The sequence below is a fragment of the Streptomyces sp. rh34 genome (genome assembly GCF_002551245.1).
Lineage (GTDB): Bacteria > Actinomycetota > Actinomycetes > Streptomycetales > Streptomycetaceae > Streptomyces.
Genome location: NZ_NTGZ01000003.1, coordinates 73,731 through 91,522, shown reverse-complemented (window position 1 = coordinate 91,522; position 17,792 = coordinate 73,731). Strand labels below are relative to the sequence as shown.

General features: G+C 69.5%; 13 protein-coding genes and 5 pseudogenes. 11 read left to right on the top strand and 7 right to left on the bottom strand.

Features of this window, described 5'->3' with window-relative positions; genetic code table 11:
• The first annotated feature begins 149 nt into the window (after positions 1-149).
• Positions 150-903 (top strand): annotated as a pseudogene (locus tag CR470_RS01565) (transposase family protein).
• Between the two features lie 141 nt (positions 904-1,044).
• On the opposite strand, the gene CR470_RS01560 reads toward CR470_RS01565, so the two are convergent.
• Complete coding sequence (locus CR470_RS01560) at positions 1,045-1,986, bottom strand: alpha/beta fold hydrolase (protein WP_097865758.1); 942 nt, start codon at positions 1,984-1,986, stop codon at positions 1,045-1,047.
• A 118-nt stretch (positions 1,987-2,104) separates the two neighbouring features.
• Between CR470_RS01560 and CR470_RS01555 the strand changes: the two genes are divergently transcribed.
• Complete coding sequence (locus CR470_RS01555; RefSeq protein WP_097865757.1) at positions 2,105-3,085, top strand: helix-turn-helix transcriptional regulator; 981 nt, start codon at positions 2,105-2,107, stop codon at positions 3,083-3,085.
• A gap of 332 nt (positions 3,086-3,417) precedes the next feature.
• Here the strand turns inward: CR470_RS01555 and CR470_RS01550 are convergent, their stop codons facing one another.
• Positions 3,418-3,981: a YdeI/OmpD-associated family protein gene (locus CR470_RS01550; RefSeq protein ID WP_097865756.1), complete on the bottom strand. Its 564-nt coding sequence runs from the start codon at positions 3,979-3,981 to the stop codon at positions 3,418-3,420.
• Between the two features lie 423 nt (positions 3,982-4,404).
• Between CR470_RS01550 and CR470_RS01545 the strand changes: the two are divergent.
• A pseudogene (locus tag CR470_RS01545) lies at positions 4,405-5,007 on the top strand (ATP-dependent DNA ligase); the annotation flags it as partial.
• Positions 5,008-5,091: 84 nt separating this feature from the next.
• On the opposite strand, the gene CR470_RS01540 reads toward CR470_RS01545, so the two are convergent.
• Complete coding sequence (locus CR470_RS01540; protein ID WP_257138337.1) at positions 5,092-5,442, bottom strand: hypothetical protein; 351 nt, start codon at positions 5,440-5,442, stop codon at positions 5,092-5,094.
• 144 nt (positions 5,443-5,586) lie between these two features.
• Between CR470_RS01540 and CR470_RS01535 the strand changes: the two genes are divergently transcribed.
• Positions 5,587-5,853 carry a DUF6207 family protein gene (locus tag CR470_RS01535; protein WP_257138328.1) on the top strand — a complete coding sequence of 89 codons (267 nt, stop codon included), beginning with the start codon at positions 5,587-5,589 and terminating at the stop codon, positions 5,851-5,853.
• Between the two features lie 259 nt (positions 5,854-6,112).
• On the opposite strand, the gene CR470_RS01530 is transcribed toward CR470_RS01535, so the two are convergent.
• Entirely contained in the window at positions 6,113-6,973 is an 861-nt protein-coding gene (locus tag CR470_RS01530; RefSeq protein WP_179892089.1) for a helix-turn-helix domain-containing protein, read from the bottom strand.
• 4 nt (positions 6,974-6,977) lie between these two features.
• Positions 6,978-7,259 (bottom strand): hypothetical protein, encoded by a 282-nt coding sequence (locus CR470_RS39245; protein WP_179892088.1) that lies wholly within the window; start codon positions 7,257-7,259, stop codon positions 6,978-6,980.
• Positions 7,260-7,847: 588 nt separating this feature from the next.
• Here CR470_RS39245 and CR470_RS01525 point away from each other — a divergent pair.
• A pseudogene (locus CR470_RS01525) lies at positions 7,848-8,081 on the top strand (ATP-dependent DNA ligase); the annotation flags it as partial.
• A 105-nt stretch (positions 8,082-8,186) separates the two neighbouring features.
• Here the strand turns inward: CR470_RS01525 and CR470_RS01520 are convergent.
• Positions 8,187-8,450: pseudogene (locus tag CR470_RS01520) on the bottom strand (HNH endonuclease); the annotation flags it as partial.
• Between the two features lie 436 nt (positions 8,451-8,886).
• On the opposite strand from CR470_RS01520, the gene CR470_RS01515 reads away from it, so the two are divergent.
• The 5 genes and pseudogenes from CR470_RS01515 to CR470_RS39020 all read left to right on the top strand — a co-directional run bounded on the left by CR470_RS01515 (position 8,887) and on the right by CR470_RS39020 (position 16,075).
• On the top strand, positions 8,887-12,342 hold the full coding sequence (locus CR470_RS01515; protein ID WP_097865785.1) for a DNA polymerase III subunit alpha: 3,456 nt from the start codon (positions 8,887-8,889) through the stop codon (positions 12,340-12,342).
• Entirely contained in the window at positions 12,339-13,376 is a 1,038-nt protein-coding gene (locus CR470_RS01510; RefSeq protein ID WP_097865752.1) for a DNA polymerase Y family protein, read from the top strand. Before CR470_RS01515 ends, CR470_RS01510 begins: the two co-directional genes overlap by 4 nt.
• Before the next feature lie 648 nt (positions 13,377-14,024).
• The gene (gene ku / locus CR470_RS01505; protein WP_097865751.1) at positions 14,025-14,960 is read left to right on the top strand and encodes a non-homologous end joining protein Ku; all 936 of its coding nucleotides are present in this window, start codon (positions 14,025-14,027) and stop codon (positions 14,958-14,960) included.
• A 40-nt stretch (positions 14,961-15,000) separates the two neighbouring features.
• Positions 15,001-15,336 (top strand): annotated as a pseudogene (locus CR470_RS01500) (ATP-dependent DNA ligase); the annotation flags it as partial.
• A 226-nt stretch (positions 15,337-15,562) separates the two neighbouring features.
• Positions 15,563-16,075, top strand: coding sequence for a hypothetical protein (locus tag CR470_RS39020; RefSeq protein ID WP_143663742.1), 513 nt, complete (start codon positions 15,563-15,565; stop codon positions 16,073-16,075).
• A gap of 58 nt (positions 16,076-16,133) precedes the next feature.
• Here CR470_RS39020 and CR470_RS01490 read toward each other — a convergent pair whose 3' ends face one another.
• Positions 16,134-16,799 (bottom strand): hypothetical protein, encoded by a 666-nt coding sequence (locus CR470_RS01490; RefSeq protein WP_218923744.1) that lies wholly within the window; start codon positions 16,797-16,799, stop codon positions 16,134-16,136.
• 20 nt (positions 16,800-16,819) lie between these two features.
• Here CR470_RS01490 and CR470_RS01485 point away from each other — a divergent pair, with 20 nt between their 5' ends.
• Positions 16,820-17,782, top strand: coding sequence for a hypothetical protein (locus CR470_RS01485; RefSeq protein ID WP_179892087.1), 963 nt, complete (start codon positions 16,820-16,822; stop codon positions 17,780-17,782).
• The last annotated feature ends 10 nt before the right edge of the window (positions 17,783-17,792 follow it).

Sequence of the window (17,792 nt, the reverse complement as noted above, 5' to 3'; positions counted from 1 at the left end):
ACACATACTCCCATGACCGGCGCTCCCGATCACAGAGCTGGTTCCAACCTGTCGGCGCTGTCCGTCAGTTGGGCGGCTCCGCAACATGATCAAGCTCCTGGTAGGAGGTGTCACGACCAAGATCCACCGCGCCCCACCAGGAGCTTCGCGTGCTCGGCTACCCGTCGTCGATTGATCTCTCCAGCCGCACCCTGAGATACCTGAGCGCTCGACTGCATGCCGGCGGCGGGAGATCGGGACGCGCTGGCGGCGTCTGCCCGTAGGTCGACAGGCTCTGCTCGCCTTGGCCCACCTGAGGTGCGGCGATACCTATGCCCAGCTCGCCGCCGGATTCCGCATCGGTATCGCGACGGTCTATCGCTACATACGCGAGGTCATCGACGTCCTGGCCGCCCTCGCCTCGACCCCGACCGAGGCAATGAAGACCATCCGGACCAAGGCGTTCGAGATCCTGGACGGCACCCTCCTGCCGATCGACCGGATCGCTGCCGACGCCCCGTACTATTCCGGGAAACACGAGCGCCACGGCATGAACGTCCAGGTTTTCACCGATCCGTTCGGTCGGCTGTTGTGGCGCCACCCGCCCTGCCCGGGTCCGTCCACGACCTGACCGCCGCACGGGCCAGGAATCATCGACGCGCTTGCCGCGGCCGAGCTGAAGTGCTGGGCGGACAAGGCTTACCAGGGAGCCGGCTGCCCCGTCCGCGCCCCGTTCCGAGGCCGCCGCCTCAAGCGGTGGAAGCGCCCGCACAACAGCAGTCACGCCAAGATCCGCTGCCTGGTCTAGCAGGCCATGGCCGCGCGCTGAAGAGCTGGCGACTCCGACGGAAGATCCGCTGCAGCACCAACCGCATCACCGCGATCGTCCAGGCCGTACTCGTCCTCCATCACGCGTCAGCATGAGGTTGGAAAAGGCTCAGTGGAACCCGGCGCCCACCCGACGCGACAACCGGGCCCTCGACCTGCACCATCACCGGAAAACCTTCATCCCGAAAGGGCAGAGACCCGGTCAGCTAACCGACGAGGACTCATGAACGATCGAGGCTAGCCCTGCCGGTCCAGCCATTCTGAGATCACGCGGTTGGTTTCTTCGGGCATTTCCCCCTGGATCCAGTGACCGCAGTCCAGGCCGACCACTTCCACGTTGGGCACGAACTCCGCCAGTCTTTCGAACCTCGGGACCGCCACGTCCTGGTCGCCGTAGATCATGAGGGTGGGCTGCTTGATGATCGGGTCGGCGTCCGCCAGCTGGTGCCAGTTACGGTCGAGGTTCCTGTACCAGTTGATGCCGCCCGTGAATCCCGACGTCTCGAACGCGGAGATGATGACGGCCAGGTCACTCTCGGTCATGGCGGGCTCGCCGAGCGGTGCTTTCGCCTTGGCGAGGTTGATGAATGCCATGCCCGGCTCAGGGGGTGCGGGGGGCACGTTCTTCCGGTAGAGGTTGCGGAGGAACTGGGAGGTGTTGACGTCGAGCACGGCGTCCGCGACGCCCGGCTGCCGGTTGAAGTGGACGAAGTAGAAGTCGCCGCCGAGGAAGGTTTCCATGACCTCGATCCACGGTGTTTCTCCGCGTGCCATGTACGGCAGGCTCAGGTTGATCAGCTTGTTCACCCGGTCGGGGTGCAACTGAGCCAGGCTCCAGACGACGAACGCGCCCCAGTCGTGGCCGACGAAGGTGGCGTCGTCGTAGTCATAGTGGTCCAGGAGCGCGACGAGGTCGCCCGTCAGGTGTTCGATGTCGTAGTCGGTCACCTCGGTCGGGCGGGAGGAGTTGCCATATCCCCGCTGGTTCGGCGCGATGACGTGGTAGCCGGCTGAGGCGAGGACGGGCATCTGGCGACGCCAGGTGACGGCGTGCTCCGGCCAGCCGTGGCAGAGCACGATGGGCTTGCCCTTGTTCTCCCGGCCCGCCTCGAAGACTTCGAGCTCCACACCGTTGACCTGGATGAGGGTGGGCTCGGGAAATTCTGCTTGGTTTGACACTGCACGTTTCCTCTCTGAGGGCGCTCGCCGGTGGTCGACCTCCTCGATGAGGTCATGTCGCCACCTTGCTCCCTAAACCGGTCACCTTGTGACCGTTTTTTATGAGATTTTTGTCTGTATGCGATCCGATCGGCTGGTGGCCATACTCCTGTTGCTCCAACGGCGCGAGCAGGTGACAGCCGCGGAGGTCTCCCGGGAGCTGGACGTCTCGGAGCGCACCGCCCGCCGTGACCTCGACGCCCTGGCCATGGCCGGGGTGCCCGTGTACTCCGTGCAGGGCCGAGGCGGCGGCTGGCGCCTGGTGGGCGGTGCTCGTACCGATCTGTCCGGGTTGACCTCCAGTGAGGCACGCGCCCTGTTCCTGGCTGTCGGTCCGGCCTCGGATGCGACGCCGGCGATGAAGGCAGCTCTGCGCAAGCTCGTCCATGCTCTGCCGAAGCCCTTCCAGGTGCAGGCCGAGGCAGCAGCGGCGTCGCTGGTCGTAGACCCGCAGCGATGGGGGGCGAGCCGGATCGAGCACCGGCCGCCGCGCTTCCTCGACGAACTGCAGGACGCGGTGATCAGCGGCGTCCAGGTGTCGCTCGGCTACGTCGACAGCAAAGGCGTCGAAACCCGGAGAACTGTCCATCCGCTGGGCATCGTCGCCAAAGGTCCTGTGTGGTATCTCGTCTCCCACACCGGGACCGGCCGACGGGTCTTCCGGATCGACCGCGTGTCGTCCGCCGACCCCACCGGCGACCCTGTGCACCGGCCCGGGGACTTCGAACTTGCCGAGAGCTGGAATGAGATCGCCGAAGAGGTCGATCGCAAACGAACGCCGCTGGAGGTCCAGGCGGTATGCGCACCCGACGGGGTAGGCATCCTCCGGATGGCGCTCGGCGACCGGCTCGACGTGGGAGGCTCCACGACCGATGGCCGCATCGAGGTCGTGATCCGAGGCCCCAATGAGTACATCCTCGCCGGCGAGCTCTCCGGGCTGGTCGAATGGGTCGAGGTGACCGGCCCTCCGAGTGTCCGAGACCGCCTGGCCTCGATCGGCAACGCCCTCGTCGAACGATACGGCCGACCGCGCACCAGCGGAGACCTTCACCCGTCTTGAAGCGGACGAGGCAGGACTTCGAGAACAGTTCCGCTCAGTAGCGTGGTCTTCGCCGTTCCGGCAGACGCCTGGCCACGAGTCGGCGGGTACGCCGACCCGGCTCGCCGCGGGTGGGCCGTCTCGTGCCGGGCCGACGTCGCCACGCTTCGGCGAGCTTCCGGGGTCGAGGTCGCGGCGGGCGGTGCAGGCTGTGGTTGACGTCTGGCACCTCGTGGGCGGCGGTGTCGATCGCTGCGCTTGGGCGCCGAAAGGGCAAGCCCGACGGGTTCCTGGAACGGCAGGTCCCGCGCTGGACGGCTACGCGCTCGCGCTCGGCCCCTTCGAGAGGGCCCTCAGGTTCCCGGCCGCCGGAACTGCTTGAGCCGCACCCCCTCCAGGCTGTCGGCGATCAGCTGATCCAACCGCCGCTCCCGAGTCTCGGCCCGCTTGGCACTGATCGCATAGTGGATGGCCGACTTGCGGTAGGACGGAGCCTGCCCGCTGAACCACTCCCACGCCCGCGGCTCCGCCTGGAAGCGAGCCAGCTGCGCCGCCTCGAACTCCCAGACCGGCTTCTCCTCGCACTCCCGGTCACGGGCTTCGAACACCGCGATGCCGGCCGGCCGCGTCAGCCCCTGCGCGGTCAGCTTCTCGATCTTGCGAAGGTTGACCTGGCTCCAGTTGCTGCGCGGCCTGCGCGGGGTGAACCGGATCGTCCAGGAGAAGTCGTCGATCGGGCTCTGCCGGCCGTCGATCCAGCCGTAGCACAGGGCTTGGTCGACTGCCTCCGACCAGCTCAGGGTGGGCTTGCCCGTTCCTTTCTTCCACATGCCCACCCGGCATTCGGAGGCAGTCGCGTGGTGCTCCTCCAGCCAGTCCCGGAACTCCTCAGGACTTGAGAAGAAGATTGACTCCATGCGCGCTGCTCCTGTCGGTCGTCTCGCCGGCTCCATTGAACCTGTCGGATACGGCAATCCGAGAGTCTCACCGCGCCGCCCGGAATCTGCGCCGGGGTGTCATCACCCTGACGGGCAGGCAACCACAGGAGCCGAGCGGGGACGGATCGGCCGCAGGCCCCTCGTTCGAGGAGCGCAAGAGCCCCGAAATCGGCGCATTCGGATCGCGAGACAAGGTGTTGATCAACTTCGCGACCGCTGCGCCGACACGACCTGGCGCAGGTTGGTCTCCAGCACGCCAGAGCGCCCGATGCGCGGAGCGATCCGTCAGACCCTCAGGCCGAAGATCATGCCCGAACCCGCGCGCGCGTCAACGCCAGGGCGTCGATTCCGATCCGGTTCGGGCCGTACCACGTCCGAGAATCCACGAACTCACGCGCTTCGGTTTTCGATGTCGTGCACCTCGGCGGCCGGCTCCTGACCGGCCTGCCGTACGCGGAGCGGCGCGGGCTCCTGGAGGACCTCGGGCTGGCCGGGCCGGCATGGTCGACACCCGCAGCGATCATCGGGCACGGGGCTCAGGCCTGGGAGACGGTACGGGCCGCCGAGCTGGAAGGGCTCCTCGCCAAGCGGCTCGACTCCCGGTACGAGCCCGGTGTTCGGTCGAAGTCCTGGTTGAAGATCAAGGTTCACCGTCTCGCCGACGTCGTCATCGGAGGATGGGTTCCCGGGCGCGGCCGGTTGGCCGGTCTGCCCGGTGCCGTCCTGGTTGGCGAGCGGCGCGACGGACTACTGCACTACGCGGGCAGCGTCGGCACCGGCTGGAGTGAGGCCGAACGCGCCCGCCTCGCCGAGCTCCTCCAGGTGGCGGCCATCGATGCCTGCCCCTTCGCACAGATCCCGCCGGTGGCCGGGGCCCGGTGGGTACTCCCCCGGCTCGTCGGCGAAGTCCGGTACTCCTCCCGCACCCGCGCCGGACGCCTGCGCCACCCGTCCTGGCATCGGCTGCGCCCCGATCTCGCACCCGACGACGCTCACCCGACCTGACCGCCGTGCCCCTTTGTGCCCGGGCTCCTCGCTTGTGCGTCCGGGCAATGTCCGGGTTCTGACATGCCTCCGCCCGGCGTCGCGCTACGCCGCCTCGGACATGCGCTCGGGCTGGTCGTCCACGTGCTTCAGCTGCATCCGGCCGTCGACGACGAGACCGGGGCCCAGCGTCTGCCAGAACGGGTGGGTGCTCACCTGGATACCGAGGTCAAGCAGCCGCTTCCGGTAGGCGGCGACCTGCTGATGCTGCTCGTCGGTGTAGCCGGGGCTGTCCGGCTTGGAGGGCCGGTATTCGGAGTGGAGCTGCTTGTCCGCCTGCCACCCGGGCATCGGCTCAGCGGACCAGGGCAAGGTCCGGACGTACTGCTCGTACTCGGACCGGGTCCGGTGCAGAGCGATCTGCGCGTCGCGCAAATCCTGGGGGAAGTCGTACATGGTCACACGAGAATGCTACGTCTGTTCGAATATCGGATGCGAGCGGCACACGGCTCGGCAACCTCACATCACGCGGTCATTCATCCGGGTGGAGCACACCCTGGGCCGTGAACCGGAACCGGCGGCTGCGGCGTCGCACCGGGCATGGACTCCGTGATCGACGCCCGCGACCTCAGTGAGCCCGGGCTCGTCGTACTCGACATCACCGCCGCCGACGAACCAACCGCCCTCGCCCTGATGGACGGGCTGCAACAGCTCTGGGCCACCTCCGGCATCACCACGATCCGGCGCGACCCCGCCCAGCCCGGCGTCCGCGCCCGGGTGCACGCGGACATCCGCCGCACCAACCCCGGCCGCCCGGCAGGCCTTCCCCAGGGAGAGGAAGAGCGGGGCGGCACGCCGAACCAGTGACGGGCAGCAGGGCCCTGTCCGACGACGGTCCGGCATGTCGCCATCGCCGTGCGGCCCGGACGGTGCAGCGTGGAACGCGAGCCCGTCCGGACGCTCTTCGCACGCCCACCGGACTACGTGCCGCAGATCCGCAGCACGTGCCGCTCGCCGTCGATGTCTCGGCCCCGTCCGTCCGCCCGGCGCCCGAGGTCGGATGCCCGTCACTCACGGTCCCTGTCCCGCCGAAACCGGTGGGACAGGGACCGCTGCAGGGGGGCTTCTAGTGGTTCTCTCCCTCGGCGGAGGTTCCGGCGGACAGCCAATCTCCGCAGACGGGGCAGTGCGCGAGGCCCTGGAGGACTGACCGGAGACGGTACCGGCTGACCTGGGCGCACGAGGTGTGGACCGCGGACCACGGTGCGACTGCGCCGGGGAACTTCTCTCGAGGGATCAGGCCGGCCTCCTGCATGCGGGCCTTGGCGAACGGTGCCTCCATCCGGTGGGTCAACTTGACCTGCTCCCGGTCGGCCATCCTTTGGGACAGCCGGTGGTGCTGAACGCGTCGCCAGGCCTGGACCCACATGGGGAACCTCCTTTCCGGTATTCGTAGTGCGACGAGGTACGCCTGAAGGGTCCGCTCCGAGCCGGGAAGGCTCTTACGGCGGGAGAAGCGCTCCGCTGAGCTGCGGGAGAGGGAGGCGTAGCTGCGCGTTTCCTGGTAGTGGCGGTCGGCCCGTTGTTCCATCTCCCGGGTGGAGGGGCGTCCGTTGTCCTCCCAGGCCCGTGCGAGGGCGGCACCGAGTTCGTCGGGGGTCCGCACGAGGTCGATGCCGGGGGCCTGCGTGAAGCTGGGCCGGGTGATCTTGCGGCGGAAGGCGACCGCCTTCTTCCACAGGGCCTCGGTCTCGCCGGGGTCGAGGTCGACGATCGCGACGTAGCCGCGCACCGTGCTCCACGGAGGAGGAGCGCCGCCCCCTTCAGCACGTTGGACGGTTGTGATCGAGCATCCGAGCTTTGTCGCGAGGTCCTGGCGGCTGAGCGCCTTACCCAGCCGGGCTTCCCTCAGGCATTCAGCCAGCTCGCCGATCGCGTTGGCGGCGTTGGCCACCGGCTTCGGCGGTCGGCCCTTGCGGGTCGCCACGGTGTCACTCCTCAACCCTCGCAGAACCCTGGGCGGGCACGGACGCGAGTGCCAGGGTGCGGGCAGCGACGGCGCGCACCGGGCCGATGATTCCGACGACCGCAAGGCGGACGGTGATGGAACCGATGAGCGCGGCCGCTGCGATTACCGCGAGGACGCGGTCTGGCGGCATTGGGGGGCGGTCCGGGAAGGCCCCGATCAGGATGCCGGTGGTCACCACGATCGCGATGATGACGGCGGCCTCGGCGACGCCCAGACGCTGCTGACGAAGGCTGTTATGAGACACGAGTGTTCGCTTTCTGTACCGGCCACCCCGAGGGGGCGGCCGTCGAGGTGCCCTCGGTAACGAGAGCATCCGGCTCCAACCGGCTGCATCGCAGGGGCGTTTGGCTCGCCACTCCGCGTAGATGCATCGTGCCACCGTGCGAGAGTGCGTCCTGCCCGATCGGCGGTACTTAGTTCACTCCTGTCTCACCTGAAGAAGGTTGGCGGCCATGCCATGCCGGAGGCAATGTGCGGAGCCTTCGGTGATCTCGGTCGGCCCGAAGGAGGTTCGCAGTCCGAGAACAGTGTCAAGTTCAGGCCAAAGCAGAAGCGCTCCGTGACGACACTCCCTGCCACCTGCTGGTTCTCCGGGGCTTCATCTGGTGGACTGGATTCCGCTTTTCGAGTCATCGGATATTCGTGCAGCGCTGACTCACTTTCACTTGCGCCGAGCCGGTGATGATTGGGACGATCCGGAAGCCCTGTACCGCAGACCGGCTCCAACCGCAGCTGAACAGGGATTTCACGCACTGGTGTTTGGCTCACCGGCGCGATGCACGGGAGCCGGCGAACCAAGAGCTTCGCCGGCTCCCGCGTTGCTGCACTACGCGGCAGCGCCGGTATCGGGTTGCGCGAGGCCGAACGGGCCCGCCTCGCCGAGCTCCTGTAGATCGCGGCTGTCGACCACCGCCCCTTCGCCGAGGTCCCGCCGGTGGCCGGGGCCCGGTGGGTACTCCCCCGGCTCGTCGGCGAAGCCCGCTATTCGACCCGCACCCGTACCGGACGCCTGCGCCCCTCCTGGCATCGACTGCGCCCCGATCTCGCCCCCGACGACCTCACCTGACAGCGGTGCGGTACGAAGCGACGCGCGAGCCCGCCCGGCATGTGCGGTGCGGGCCTGCTGGAGCGGCCGCCCCGGAGAGCTCGGCCGCTCGCGTCGGCGGCCGCGTCAGGCGGCGGGTGTGTAGCGGACGATGGCGCTCTCGCACGGGCCTTCGGCGTAAACCTTCAGCGCTTCGAGCTCACGGTCATCCGCCGTGAGCTGCCAGCGGAGCTTGGTCGACACCCATTCCCCCACGTACCGGCACTGGGCATACGGGGACGGCGGCATCCAGTCAGCCGGGTCCTGATCCGACTTCTGCCGGTTGCTGCGGGCGGCGAGCGGGACCATGTGGTCGATGTCTAGGGCCCCGGCGCTGGTGACCTGCTGGCCTCTGACCGGCGGGCGGCGTGCGGGCGCGGTCCGACACGGGCATCGCCAGCGCCTGCCCCGAACCTCACCCCTGCCGGAAATCTCGGCGGTCGCGCCGCAGTGCCCGACGAAGGAGTCGCCGCGCTCGACGGGTAGAGCAGGCCGGAGCAACTTCGGGCGGCGCCGGGGACCGCACGCACGGCCGCGCCCTCACCGTCGCGCGGAACGGGGTCGGCCAACGGGCAGCCGGGCGCGATGCCGGAACAGACCTGCCGCCGCGCCCCTACGCAGCCGGATCGGCTCTGGGGGCCGCGGCCCGGGCGCACCGCCTGCGGCTCTACCGGCGACGGGTGCTCCCTCGAATCGCGCTCGAACCTTCGTTCGAATACTCTGGTGGTATCCAGCCGAATGGCTGGAAATGTTCGATGTGTGAGACGGGTGGTGCTTCGTGGGCGGAGTGCACCTCCATGTCTCGTCCGGGTACTCGGCCCGGTACGGCGGGTCCCTGCCCGCCGATCTCGTGCGCCGGGCCGCCGAGCGGGGCATCGGAACTCTCGCGCTGACCGACCGGGACACCGTCGCCGGGACGGTGCGGTTCGCACACGCGGCCGCGGCCGTCGGCGTCCGGCCCGTCTTCGGCGTCGAGGTCGCCGTCACCCCGTACACACCGCCCGGCCCTGCGCCCCGCCGCCGTACTCCGGTGCGGGGCGGGGCCCACGTGGTGGAGGCGGAGCACCGGATCACGCTGCTCGCGCGGAACCGGGCGGGGTGGGCGCGGTTGTGCCGGATCGTGTCGGCCGCGCATGCCGCGCCGGTGGACGGGGTGCCGGTGGTGGGGTGGCCGGTGCTGCAGGAGTACGTCGCGGGCGATGACCTGGTGGTGCTGCTGGGGCCGACGTCGGAGCCGGTGCGGGCGCTGTCCGCCGGGCGCCCGGACGTGGCCGGGCGGCTGCTGGAGCCGTGGCGGTTCGTCGCCGGATCAGGGCTGCGGCTGGAGGCGGTGTGGCTGGGCCGGGAGGGCACCGGCCCCGGCTCCCTGCGCCTGGCCGCCCGCACGCTCCAGCTCGGCGACGAGCACAAAGTGCCGGTGGTCGTATCGAACGCGGTCCGCTACGCCGACCCCAACCAGCACCGGATCGCCGACGTCCTGGACGCCGCACGCCTGCTGCGCCCGGTCGATTCCCGGGCCCTGGACGGCGGAGAACGCTGGCTCAAGGGCCCCGAGGACATGGCCCAGGTCGCGGGGCGGATCGCCGAGGCCGCCGGTACCGGGCCGGAGCGGGGAGCCGCGCTGCTCGCCGAGACCGAGGCGACCGCAGACAGCTGCCGCGTCGACCCGCAGGCGGATCTCGGGATGGGCCGCCCGCACTTCCCTGAGCCGGAAGCCGTCGGCGCCGGCCCGGGGCCGGGGGACGCGATGCGACTGCTCCGGCAGCGGTGCGAGGCCGGGGTGAACGCCCGCGGCCTGGACCACGACAAACGGGCCGTGGCGCAGCTGGAGTACGAGCTCGGCGTGATCGCCCGCCTCGGCTACGAGGGGTACTTCCTCGCGGTGGCGCAGGTCGTCGCGGACGTCCGATCGATGGGTATCCGCGTGGCAGCGCGAGGCTCCGGCGCCGGATCGATGGTCAACCACGCACTGTTCGTCGCGACGGCCAACCCGCTCTCGCACCGGCTCCTCTTCGAGAGATTCCTGTCCGAGCGGCGCACGAGCCTGCCCGACATCGACCTGGACGTGGAGTCCGCCCGCCGCCTGGAGGTCTACGACAAGATCATCGCCCGGTTCGGGCGCGAGCGGGTCGCGGTGACGGGAATGCCGGAGACCTACCGGGCCCGGCACGCCCTGCGGGATACCGGGCTCGCCCTCGGGATGCCGCCGCAGCAGGTCGCCGAGATCGCAAAGGCTTTCCCGCACATCAGGGCCCGCGACATCCGCTCCGCCCTGGCCGAGCTGCCCGAGCTGCGGGACCTGGCCGCACGGGCGGACGAGTTCGGGCCGTTGTGGGAGCTCGCCGAAGGCCTCGACGGCCTTCCCCGCGGGTACGCGATGCACCCCTGCGGCGTCATCCTCTCCAACACCACTCTGTTGGACAGGGCGCCGGTGCAGCCGACGCCGGGCGGCTACCCGATGGTCCAGGCCGACAAGGAAGACGTCGAGCTCGAAGGACTCGGCCTGCTGAAGCTCGACGTCCTCGGCGTGCGCATGCAGTCCGCAATGGCGCACGCCGTCGCCGAGATCCGCCGGACGACCGGACGGCAGCTCGACCTCGACAGCCCCGACCACGTCGACCTCAACGACCAGGCCACGTTCGAACTGATCCGCGCCGCCGACACCCTGGGCTGCTTCCAGATCGAGTCACCCGGGCAGCTTGACCTGCTCTCCAGGCTCCAGCCGAGGCATCTCCAGGACGTCATCGCCGACATCTCCCTGTTCCGCCCCGGGCCGGTCGCCGGGGGCATGCCGGCGCGGTTCATCGCAGCCCGCCACGGCGGTGCCCCGCACTACCCGCACCCCGACCTCGTACCGATCCTCGACGACACCGGCGGCGTCGTGATCTGGCACGAGCAGATCATCGCGATCCTGTCCCGGATGACGGGCTGCGACCGGGCCGCCGGCGACGTCGCCCGCCGCGCCCTCGCCAACCCCGACCGACTCCCCGCCGTCGAAACCTGGTTCCGGCGGGCCGCAGCCGCGAGCGGCCGCTACACCCCCGAGGTCGTCGACGAGGTGTGGTCGGTGATCAAGGAGTTCGGGGCGTACGGCTTCTGCCGCGCCCATGCGGTCGCGTTCGCGGTGCCCGCGGTGCAGTCGGCGTGGCTGAAGGCGCACCACCCCGCTGCCCTGTACGCGGGGGTTCTGGAGCACGACCCCGGCATGTGGGACGCCCGCGTCCTGGTCTCCGATGCCCGCCGCCACGGAGTGCCGGTTCTCCCGGTCGACGTCAACGCCTCCGACACCGCGTACCGGGTCGTGGAGACCGGGCAGGGGTGGGGGGTGCGGCTGTCGCTGTCCGGAGTGAAGGGGATCGGCGAGGACGAAGCGGCCCGGATGGCCGACGGCCGCCCGTACTCCTCGCTCCAGGACCTGTGGCAGCGGGCCCACCCCGCGCTCCCCACCGTCCAGCACCTCATCCGGATTGGTGCCCTGGACAAGCTGCGCGGCGCCTTGACCCGCCGCGACCTCCTGCTCCAGGCGGCCGAACTCCACCGCCACCAGCGCGGCCGGCGCGCCGGGGAAGGGCAGCTCCCGCTCGGCGGCGAGCTGGTCACGACGACGCCGAGCGGGCTGCCGGAGATGACCGGCCGCGAGACCCTCGACGCCGAGCTGGAAGTGCTGTCCATCGACGTGACCCACCACCTCATGGACCACCATCACCGGCTGCTGCGGGAGCTCGGCGCGACCGACGCCGCACACCTGTCCACCCTGCACCCGGGCCAGAAGGTCCTGGTCGCCGGAGTCCGCGCCTCCACCCAGACCCCGCCGATCCCGTCCGGGAAGCGGATCATCTTCGTGACCCTCGAAGACGGCAGCGGACTCGTTGACCTGGCGTTCTTCGAGGATTCGCACGAGTGCGCGCATACGGTCTTCCACTCTGGGCTGCTACTGGTGAGGGGCACGGTCACGGCTCGCGGGCCGCGTCGCACCGTCGTGGGCGAGCAGGCGTGGGACCTGGACCAGGTCGCCGCCGCCCGCCGCGACCACGGCCCCCAGGCCGCCCTCGACCTCCTCGGCACCACCACCCCGGCGCCCACCCCCGCCGGATCGAGCCCGGTATCGGGCAGTGAGGGACGGACCCTGACCGACGGCACCGCAGGAGCCCGCCTCCACCCGTACGCGGACCTCCAGCCCGCCGGTACCCGTTCCGCCGACCTCCGCCGCCTCGGCCACCGCAGCCCCGGGAGCCCAGGATGACCACCACCGCCCGGCAGGTGCGGCATGTCGTCCACCTGCGGTTCGAACTGCCCGACAACATGCGCCTGGAGGACCTGCGCCCGCTGCTGGAACAGGTCACCCCGCAGGTGCAGCTCCTCGAACCCGACAGCGCGGCCCTCGACGTCACCGGCGCCCTGCGCTTCTGGGACCGCGACGCGTCCGGGATCGCCCGCCTCATCCAGCTCCGCGCCGCCGCGCACCACGGCGTCCGGACTGCTGCGGCGGCCGCAGCGAGCCGGATGATCGCCGCCATGGCCTGCGCCCACACACCTCCCGGGCAGCTGCGCACCGTGGAACCCTCCGACGTCGAGACGTTCCTGCGGCCCCGGCCGATCCGGGAGCTGCCCGGCGTCGGCCCCAGCAACGCCCGCCTCCTGTCCCAGCACGGCGTTCACACAGTGGGTGGCCTCGCCGATCTCCCCGTCGCCACTGCCCAGCGCCTCCTCGGCGCGCGTACCGGACGCACCCTCCACGACCGCGCCCTCGGACGCGATCCACGGCCGGTGGTCACCGAGCCCGTCGCGCGCTCCACGAGCGCCGAGCACTGCTTCGACCGGGACGAGCTCGACCCTGACAGGCACCGCCGGGCACTCCTGCACCTGGCCGGCCGGCTCGGCACCCGCATGCGGGCCGACGCCCAGGTCGCCGCTGGCCTCACGATCACCGTCCGCTACGCCGACGGATCAACGACCACCCGCACCCGCACCCTGGCCGAAGCCACCCACCACACCACGCTCCTGGCCCGCAGCGCCTACGACCTCTACGACACGCTCGGCCTCCAGCGGGCCCGCGTCCGAAGCATCACCCTGCACGGTGAGAACCTCCGCCCCGCCGAACACGCCACCCGGCAGCTGGCCTTCGACCACATCGTCGACAAAGCGCTGCTCATCGAAGCCATCCAGGACCGCGCCCGGCAACGGTACGGAACCGACGTGATCAAACCCGCAGCCCTTGCCGAACGGCGCCGTTCCACCACGCCGCGAAACGGGAGTGGTCGCCTTCGCGCCTCGTGACGGCGAGACATCGGCGCAACGAGCCCTCGTCCTGTCCAGCGCTCAGCGCAGGCCGTAGTGCGCGAGGCGAGGGGCGGGCCTTGCCCGGGGTGATGCCCAGGGCGGGGCCGGTCCGCTCCCCGGTCAGGTCGTCGGCGGCCGCGTAGTTGGCGGCCATCCGGCCGGTGCGTTGTGTGGTCCGCTCCAGAGCGGCGACGGCCCGGAGCGCGGCGAGTGGGGCGGTGTCCGCGAGCGTGTCGAGCCGCTCCTGGACCTGGTCGATGAGCTTGGCGACGTCGTCGGGCAGCGGGACGGTTCCGGCTTTGACCTCGGCGATGTGGCGGTCCCAGTCGTCCTCCGGTCCCGCGGTGTCGTACGCGAAGAGTTCCCGGCGGTCGACCTCGCCCCAGTCGATCGAATACAGGTCCTCGCCTCGCCAGCCGCAGGAGCACGCGCCGCGCAGCTGCGCCGCGACCGGCTCTGGTGTACGTCCGGTCCGCCGCCCGTTACGACGGCACCTTGGAGAGGCGAGCGGTGAAGATGCGGGCCGCCCGGACCCGCGTGAGGATCGAAGATGCAGGCAGCGGGCCAGCGGCTCACCGCAGCAGGTGGAACCGCGCTCTGGTCCGCTTCTCGCTCCGACACGTCCCGGGGGGCCTGGAGGTAGGCATGCCGAGGCCGCTGTGGGCCGGCGCGATCAGCTTCGGGCTGGTCACAATTCCCGTGAAGATCGTGTCCGCGACCGAGGACCACGATGTCCACTTCCACCGGGTGCACCTCACGGACATGGGCCGGGTCCGGACGAGGAAGGTCTGCGAGCTCGACGGCGAGGTCATCTCCCAGGACGAGATCGGCAAGGGCTACGAGATCACGAAGGACGAGACGGTCCCCGTGACGGACGAGGAACTCGACCAGATGCCGCTGCCGACGGCAAAGGCGATCGAGATCGCCGCGTTCGTCGACGCCGACACGATCGACCCCGTCCGCATCAGCGACTCTTACTACCTGGCCGCCGACGGGCAGGTCGCCGCCAAGCCGTACACCCTGCTGCGCAAGGCCCTGGAGCGGTCCTCGAAGGTCGCGGTGGCCAAGTTCGCGTGGCACGGCCGTGAGCGCCTGGGCCTGCTGCGGATCCGCGAAGGGGCGATCGTGCTGCACTCCATGAAGTGGCCCGACGAGGTCCGCAGCCCCGACGAGCTGGCCCCGCGCGAGGCCGAGGTCAGCGAGGAGGAGATCGAGCAGGCCCTCCAGCTGGCCGAGCGGATGACGATCGAGGACCTGTCCGGATTCCACGACGAGTACCGCGAGGCCCTGGAGGACGTCATCGCCGCGAAGACGGAGGGGAAGCCCCTGCCCGCCCCTGCGGAGGACGGGAAGCAGGAGAAGGGCGAGGTCGTGGACCTGATGGCCGCCCTGAACGCCTCCGTCAAGGCCGCGAAGGAATCCCGTGGGGAGGACGGCGAGGACGCCACCGTGCACGAGATGCGGCCGTCGAAGAAGACCGCCCGGAAGACACCAGCGAAGAAGACGGCCGCCTCGAAGAAGTCCACGGCGTCGAAGAAGACGGCGAAGAAGACGGCCGCGAAGAAGCGCAGTGCCTCCTGATTCTCACCCTGCGCCAGCGGCGCTGCCGAGGATCGAACCGATGCTCGCAACGCCCGGGACACTCCCGTCGGCCGCCGTCGAGGACGGGTGGGCGTTCGAGGTGAAGCAAGATGGCCAGCGGGCAATGATCTACCTCCCCGGCGACGGCACGATGCTCGTGCGGGCCCGGTCAGGGACGGACATCACCTCCGCGTACCCCGAGTTTCTCCCCCTCGCCACGGTCTTCGGCAGGCAGCCCGCGGTCCTGGACGGGGAGATCGTCGCGCTCGACGAGCAGGGCCGGAGCGACTTCGAGCGGCTCCAGCAGCGGATGGGCCTATCCGCCTCCCCCGCAAAAGCCGCGCGCATGGCATCGCTGGTCCCTGCACACGCGATTAGTGGAGTACGCGCGGGTTCCGCGGGGGTGCTGGCAGGTCAGGAACCTGCATTTCAGCACGTTAAGAAGGGTGTCCTGGGCGACCGATCGGCCGTGTGAGAAATCTGCAGTAACTCGCAAAATCTGCGAGTGATCGCAGCAATAGGCTGCAGCGCACGCCTGGCTGATCCAGACGCACACGCCCAAGCACCCTGGTGCGGATTCGGATGGCGCGCCCCTGTATTACATGGGTGACAGTGCGCAGAACAACAAGAACCGGAGCCGGATCTGTCCTACCGGATGGGCTGCGGCGAACGGTGATGCCAGTGCTCTGGTCGATGCGTCGGATGCGCTGAACTGTGACGAGTTCGCCTTTGCGTCCACTTACAACAGTGGCGGCATGGCAGCAGGTGAAGGCGGCTTGAACCCAGCAATTCCAATGGGCAGCACCACGGGTGTTCCGAACGGGGCCGCGTGCATTCAGACGTACGTCAAAAAGCAGGGAACGTCGCTGCACCTGCTCAGTGTCGCCGACACGGACCCGACGTTCTTCGAAGTATGCGGTCGGTCGGCAATGTCGGGCATCCACAATCAGGAGTCCATGGGCAACCGCTTCGCCACGTTCATGAGGGAGATGCGGATCATGGACAAGGACGCCTACTTTGTCGACACCCGCATGACTGCAGTCAACGCCTGCGTCTACGGTGCGGCGAGCGGCCGGCCGGGTGAGCCTGTCATCTGCAAGCTGACTGCGAAGTAACAGTCAGCTATGGGACCGGCAGGACCCCGTGCGGGACAACCCTGCCGGTCCCGTCCTACTAATTGACTGCAGGAAGTGCGACCGACGGGAGATCTCCCGCATCGACGGCGGCCTGGTCGATCGACAGCCCGCAGTAGCGGCCGACAGCGTCGAAGACAGCCTTCGGAAGCGCCTCACCGTGCTGCTCACGATACGCGATCACCTCTTCCTCGGTAGCTTCGGGAATGGAGGGGTAAACGGCACCCGCCTCCCGGAGCGCCGCGTCCAAAGCGGACGAGCAACCGGTGTCCTCGCCGAACTCAGCCTGCCAGGCATGGCCGTCGCCCGGCGCGTGGACGATCATCGACGGCGGGTTCCACCGGTTCGCCGACAGGCAGACGATCTCCTCATCCGGGTACGGCTTCATCGACTTCACCCCCCGGTAACCGGTAAACCACGTCGCCATACCCCAATCCTCCAACACGTACACCCACTCCCCGCAGGTTCCGTACATGGCGGGATAAACGTGAACTGTGTCCCCGCGCAGTTGCGTAGCAACCGGAACGCGGTCCCTATACAGGTCGCGGCGCGCCAGTTCGTCGAGGTCCGCGCCGAGAGAAATCAGAAACTCGTCCAGGTCAACACCCCGGGCAGCCGTCAGTGAAATACGGCCGCGCATTCCGTGGGTCTGGCCGACTGGGTCTTCGATGCTGTGCTCGCCTATCCACGCAATCCCATGAGACATGCGGATCACACTACCGGGGCGTGTCGATCACCATGGGCGTTCTGCGCAGCACCAGTACGAACACGACGACCTCAGCCAGCCTGGAGCATGAAGAAGGTCCGCTGAGTTCCAAGAATCTGCACAGCAGAACCGGACATGGGCTGGCTTCACCTCCTCGTCAGCGGACCTGGCGGCCCCGGCCAGGAACGGCGGAGCATCGGGCAAAAGCACTCCGCGACATCGGACACAACGAAGACTCCCGCCGCGGCTACCAGCAGGTCGCCGAAGCCGGAGGCCGCCTGGCCCGGGCGGCACGTCGCGGACTGGCCCAGGCCGCCCGCCTCGCCGGCGACTTCCCCACAGCGCTCGCCACTGCCCGGACCCTCGGGTGGGAAGGCCGTCACCAACGCGTCCTGGGGGACCTGTACTGGATCCAGGGGGAAGCCCAGCACGCGGCCGACGCTTATCTGGCCGGACGGCTCGAAGCCGAACAGCACGCCAAGGCCGGCGAAGCAGCTCATACCCAGGCGCTGCGCGCCCTGGCGCTCGCGTTCGTCGACCCTCACCGGGCCGATGAAGAACTCGATCTCGCCGCGCAGCTCCTCGCCGGTCTCGACCTGCGCGCCACGACGTTCAACGCGGCCATCGCCTCTCTCGTCCGCGACGCCGGCGGTCCGGACGTCGAGGACAGGGCCCGCACTTTGCGCGCCGACCTCGACGGCGCGGGGCTCACCTCGACGACGCCCACCCTCGAAATCGCCCTCGCGTTCCACCAGGCCGTCCTCGACGACCACCAGGCGCTGGCCGCCACCATCGCCCGGCTCCGGCAGCAGACAAGCGACGGGGCGTTCGCCTACTACACCGACATCGCACACTTCATGGCCGGCCTTCCGCTGCCCGAGGGCCACACCGCTCCGAACTGGCTGGACGACGCGGCAGCCACCCGAACCCGGTGGCGGGACATCGTCACCGAACGCCGCGACCTGCTGCACGCCCCGCAGTAGCCGCGCCCAG

Excerpts from the sequence above, each read along its gene's own strand:
- CR470_RS01540 (WP_257138337.1), bottom strand. The coding sequence starts at position 5,442 with ATGTACGACTTCCCCCAGGATTTGCGCGACGCGCAGATCGCTCTGCAC.
- CR470_RS01535 (WP_257138328.1), top strand. The coding sequence starts at position 5,587 with ATGGACTCCGTGATCGACGCCCGCGACCTCAGTGAGCCCGGGCTCGTC.
- CR470_RS01490 (WP_218923744.1), bottom strand. The coding sequence starts at position 16,799 with ATGTCTCATGGGATTGCGTGGATAGGCGAGCACAGCATCGAAGACCCA.
- CR470_RS01550 (WP_097865756.1), bottom strand. The coding sequence starts at position 3,981 with ATGGAGTCAATCTTCTTCTCAAGTCCTGAGGAGTTCCGGGACTGGCTG.
- CR470_RS39020 (WP_143663742.1), top strand. The coding sequence starts at position 15,563 with ATGGGTGACAGTGCGCAGAACAACAAGAACCGGAGCCGGATCTGTCCT.
- CR470_RS01510 (WP_097865752.1), top strand. The coding sequence starts at position 12,339 with ATGACCACCACCGCCCGGCAGGTGCGGCATGTCGTCCACCTGCGGTTC.
- CR470_RS01555 (WP_097865757.1), top strand. The coding sequence starts at position 2,105 with ATGCGATCCGATCGGCTGGTGGCCATACTCCTGTTGCTCCAACGGCGC.
- ku (WP_097865751.1), top strand. The coding sequence starts at position 14,025 with ATGCCGAGGCCGCTGTGGGCCGGCGCGATCAGCTTCGGGCTGGTCACA.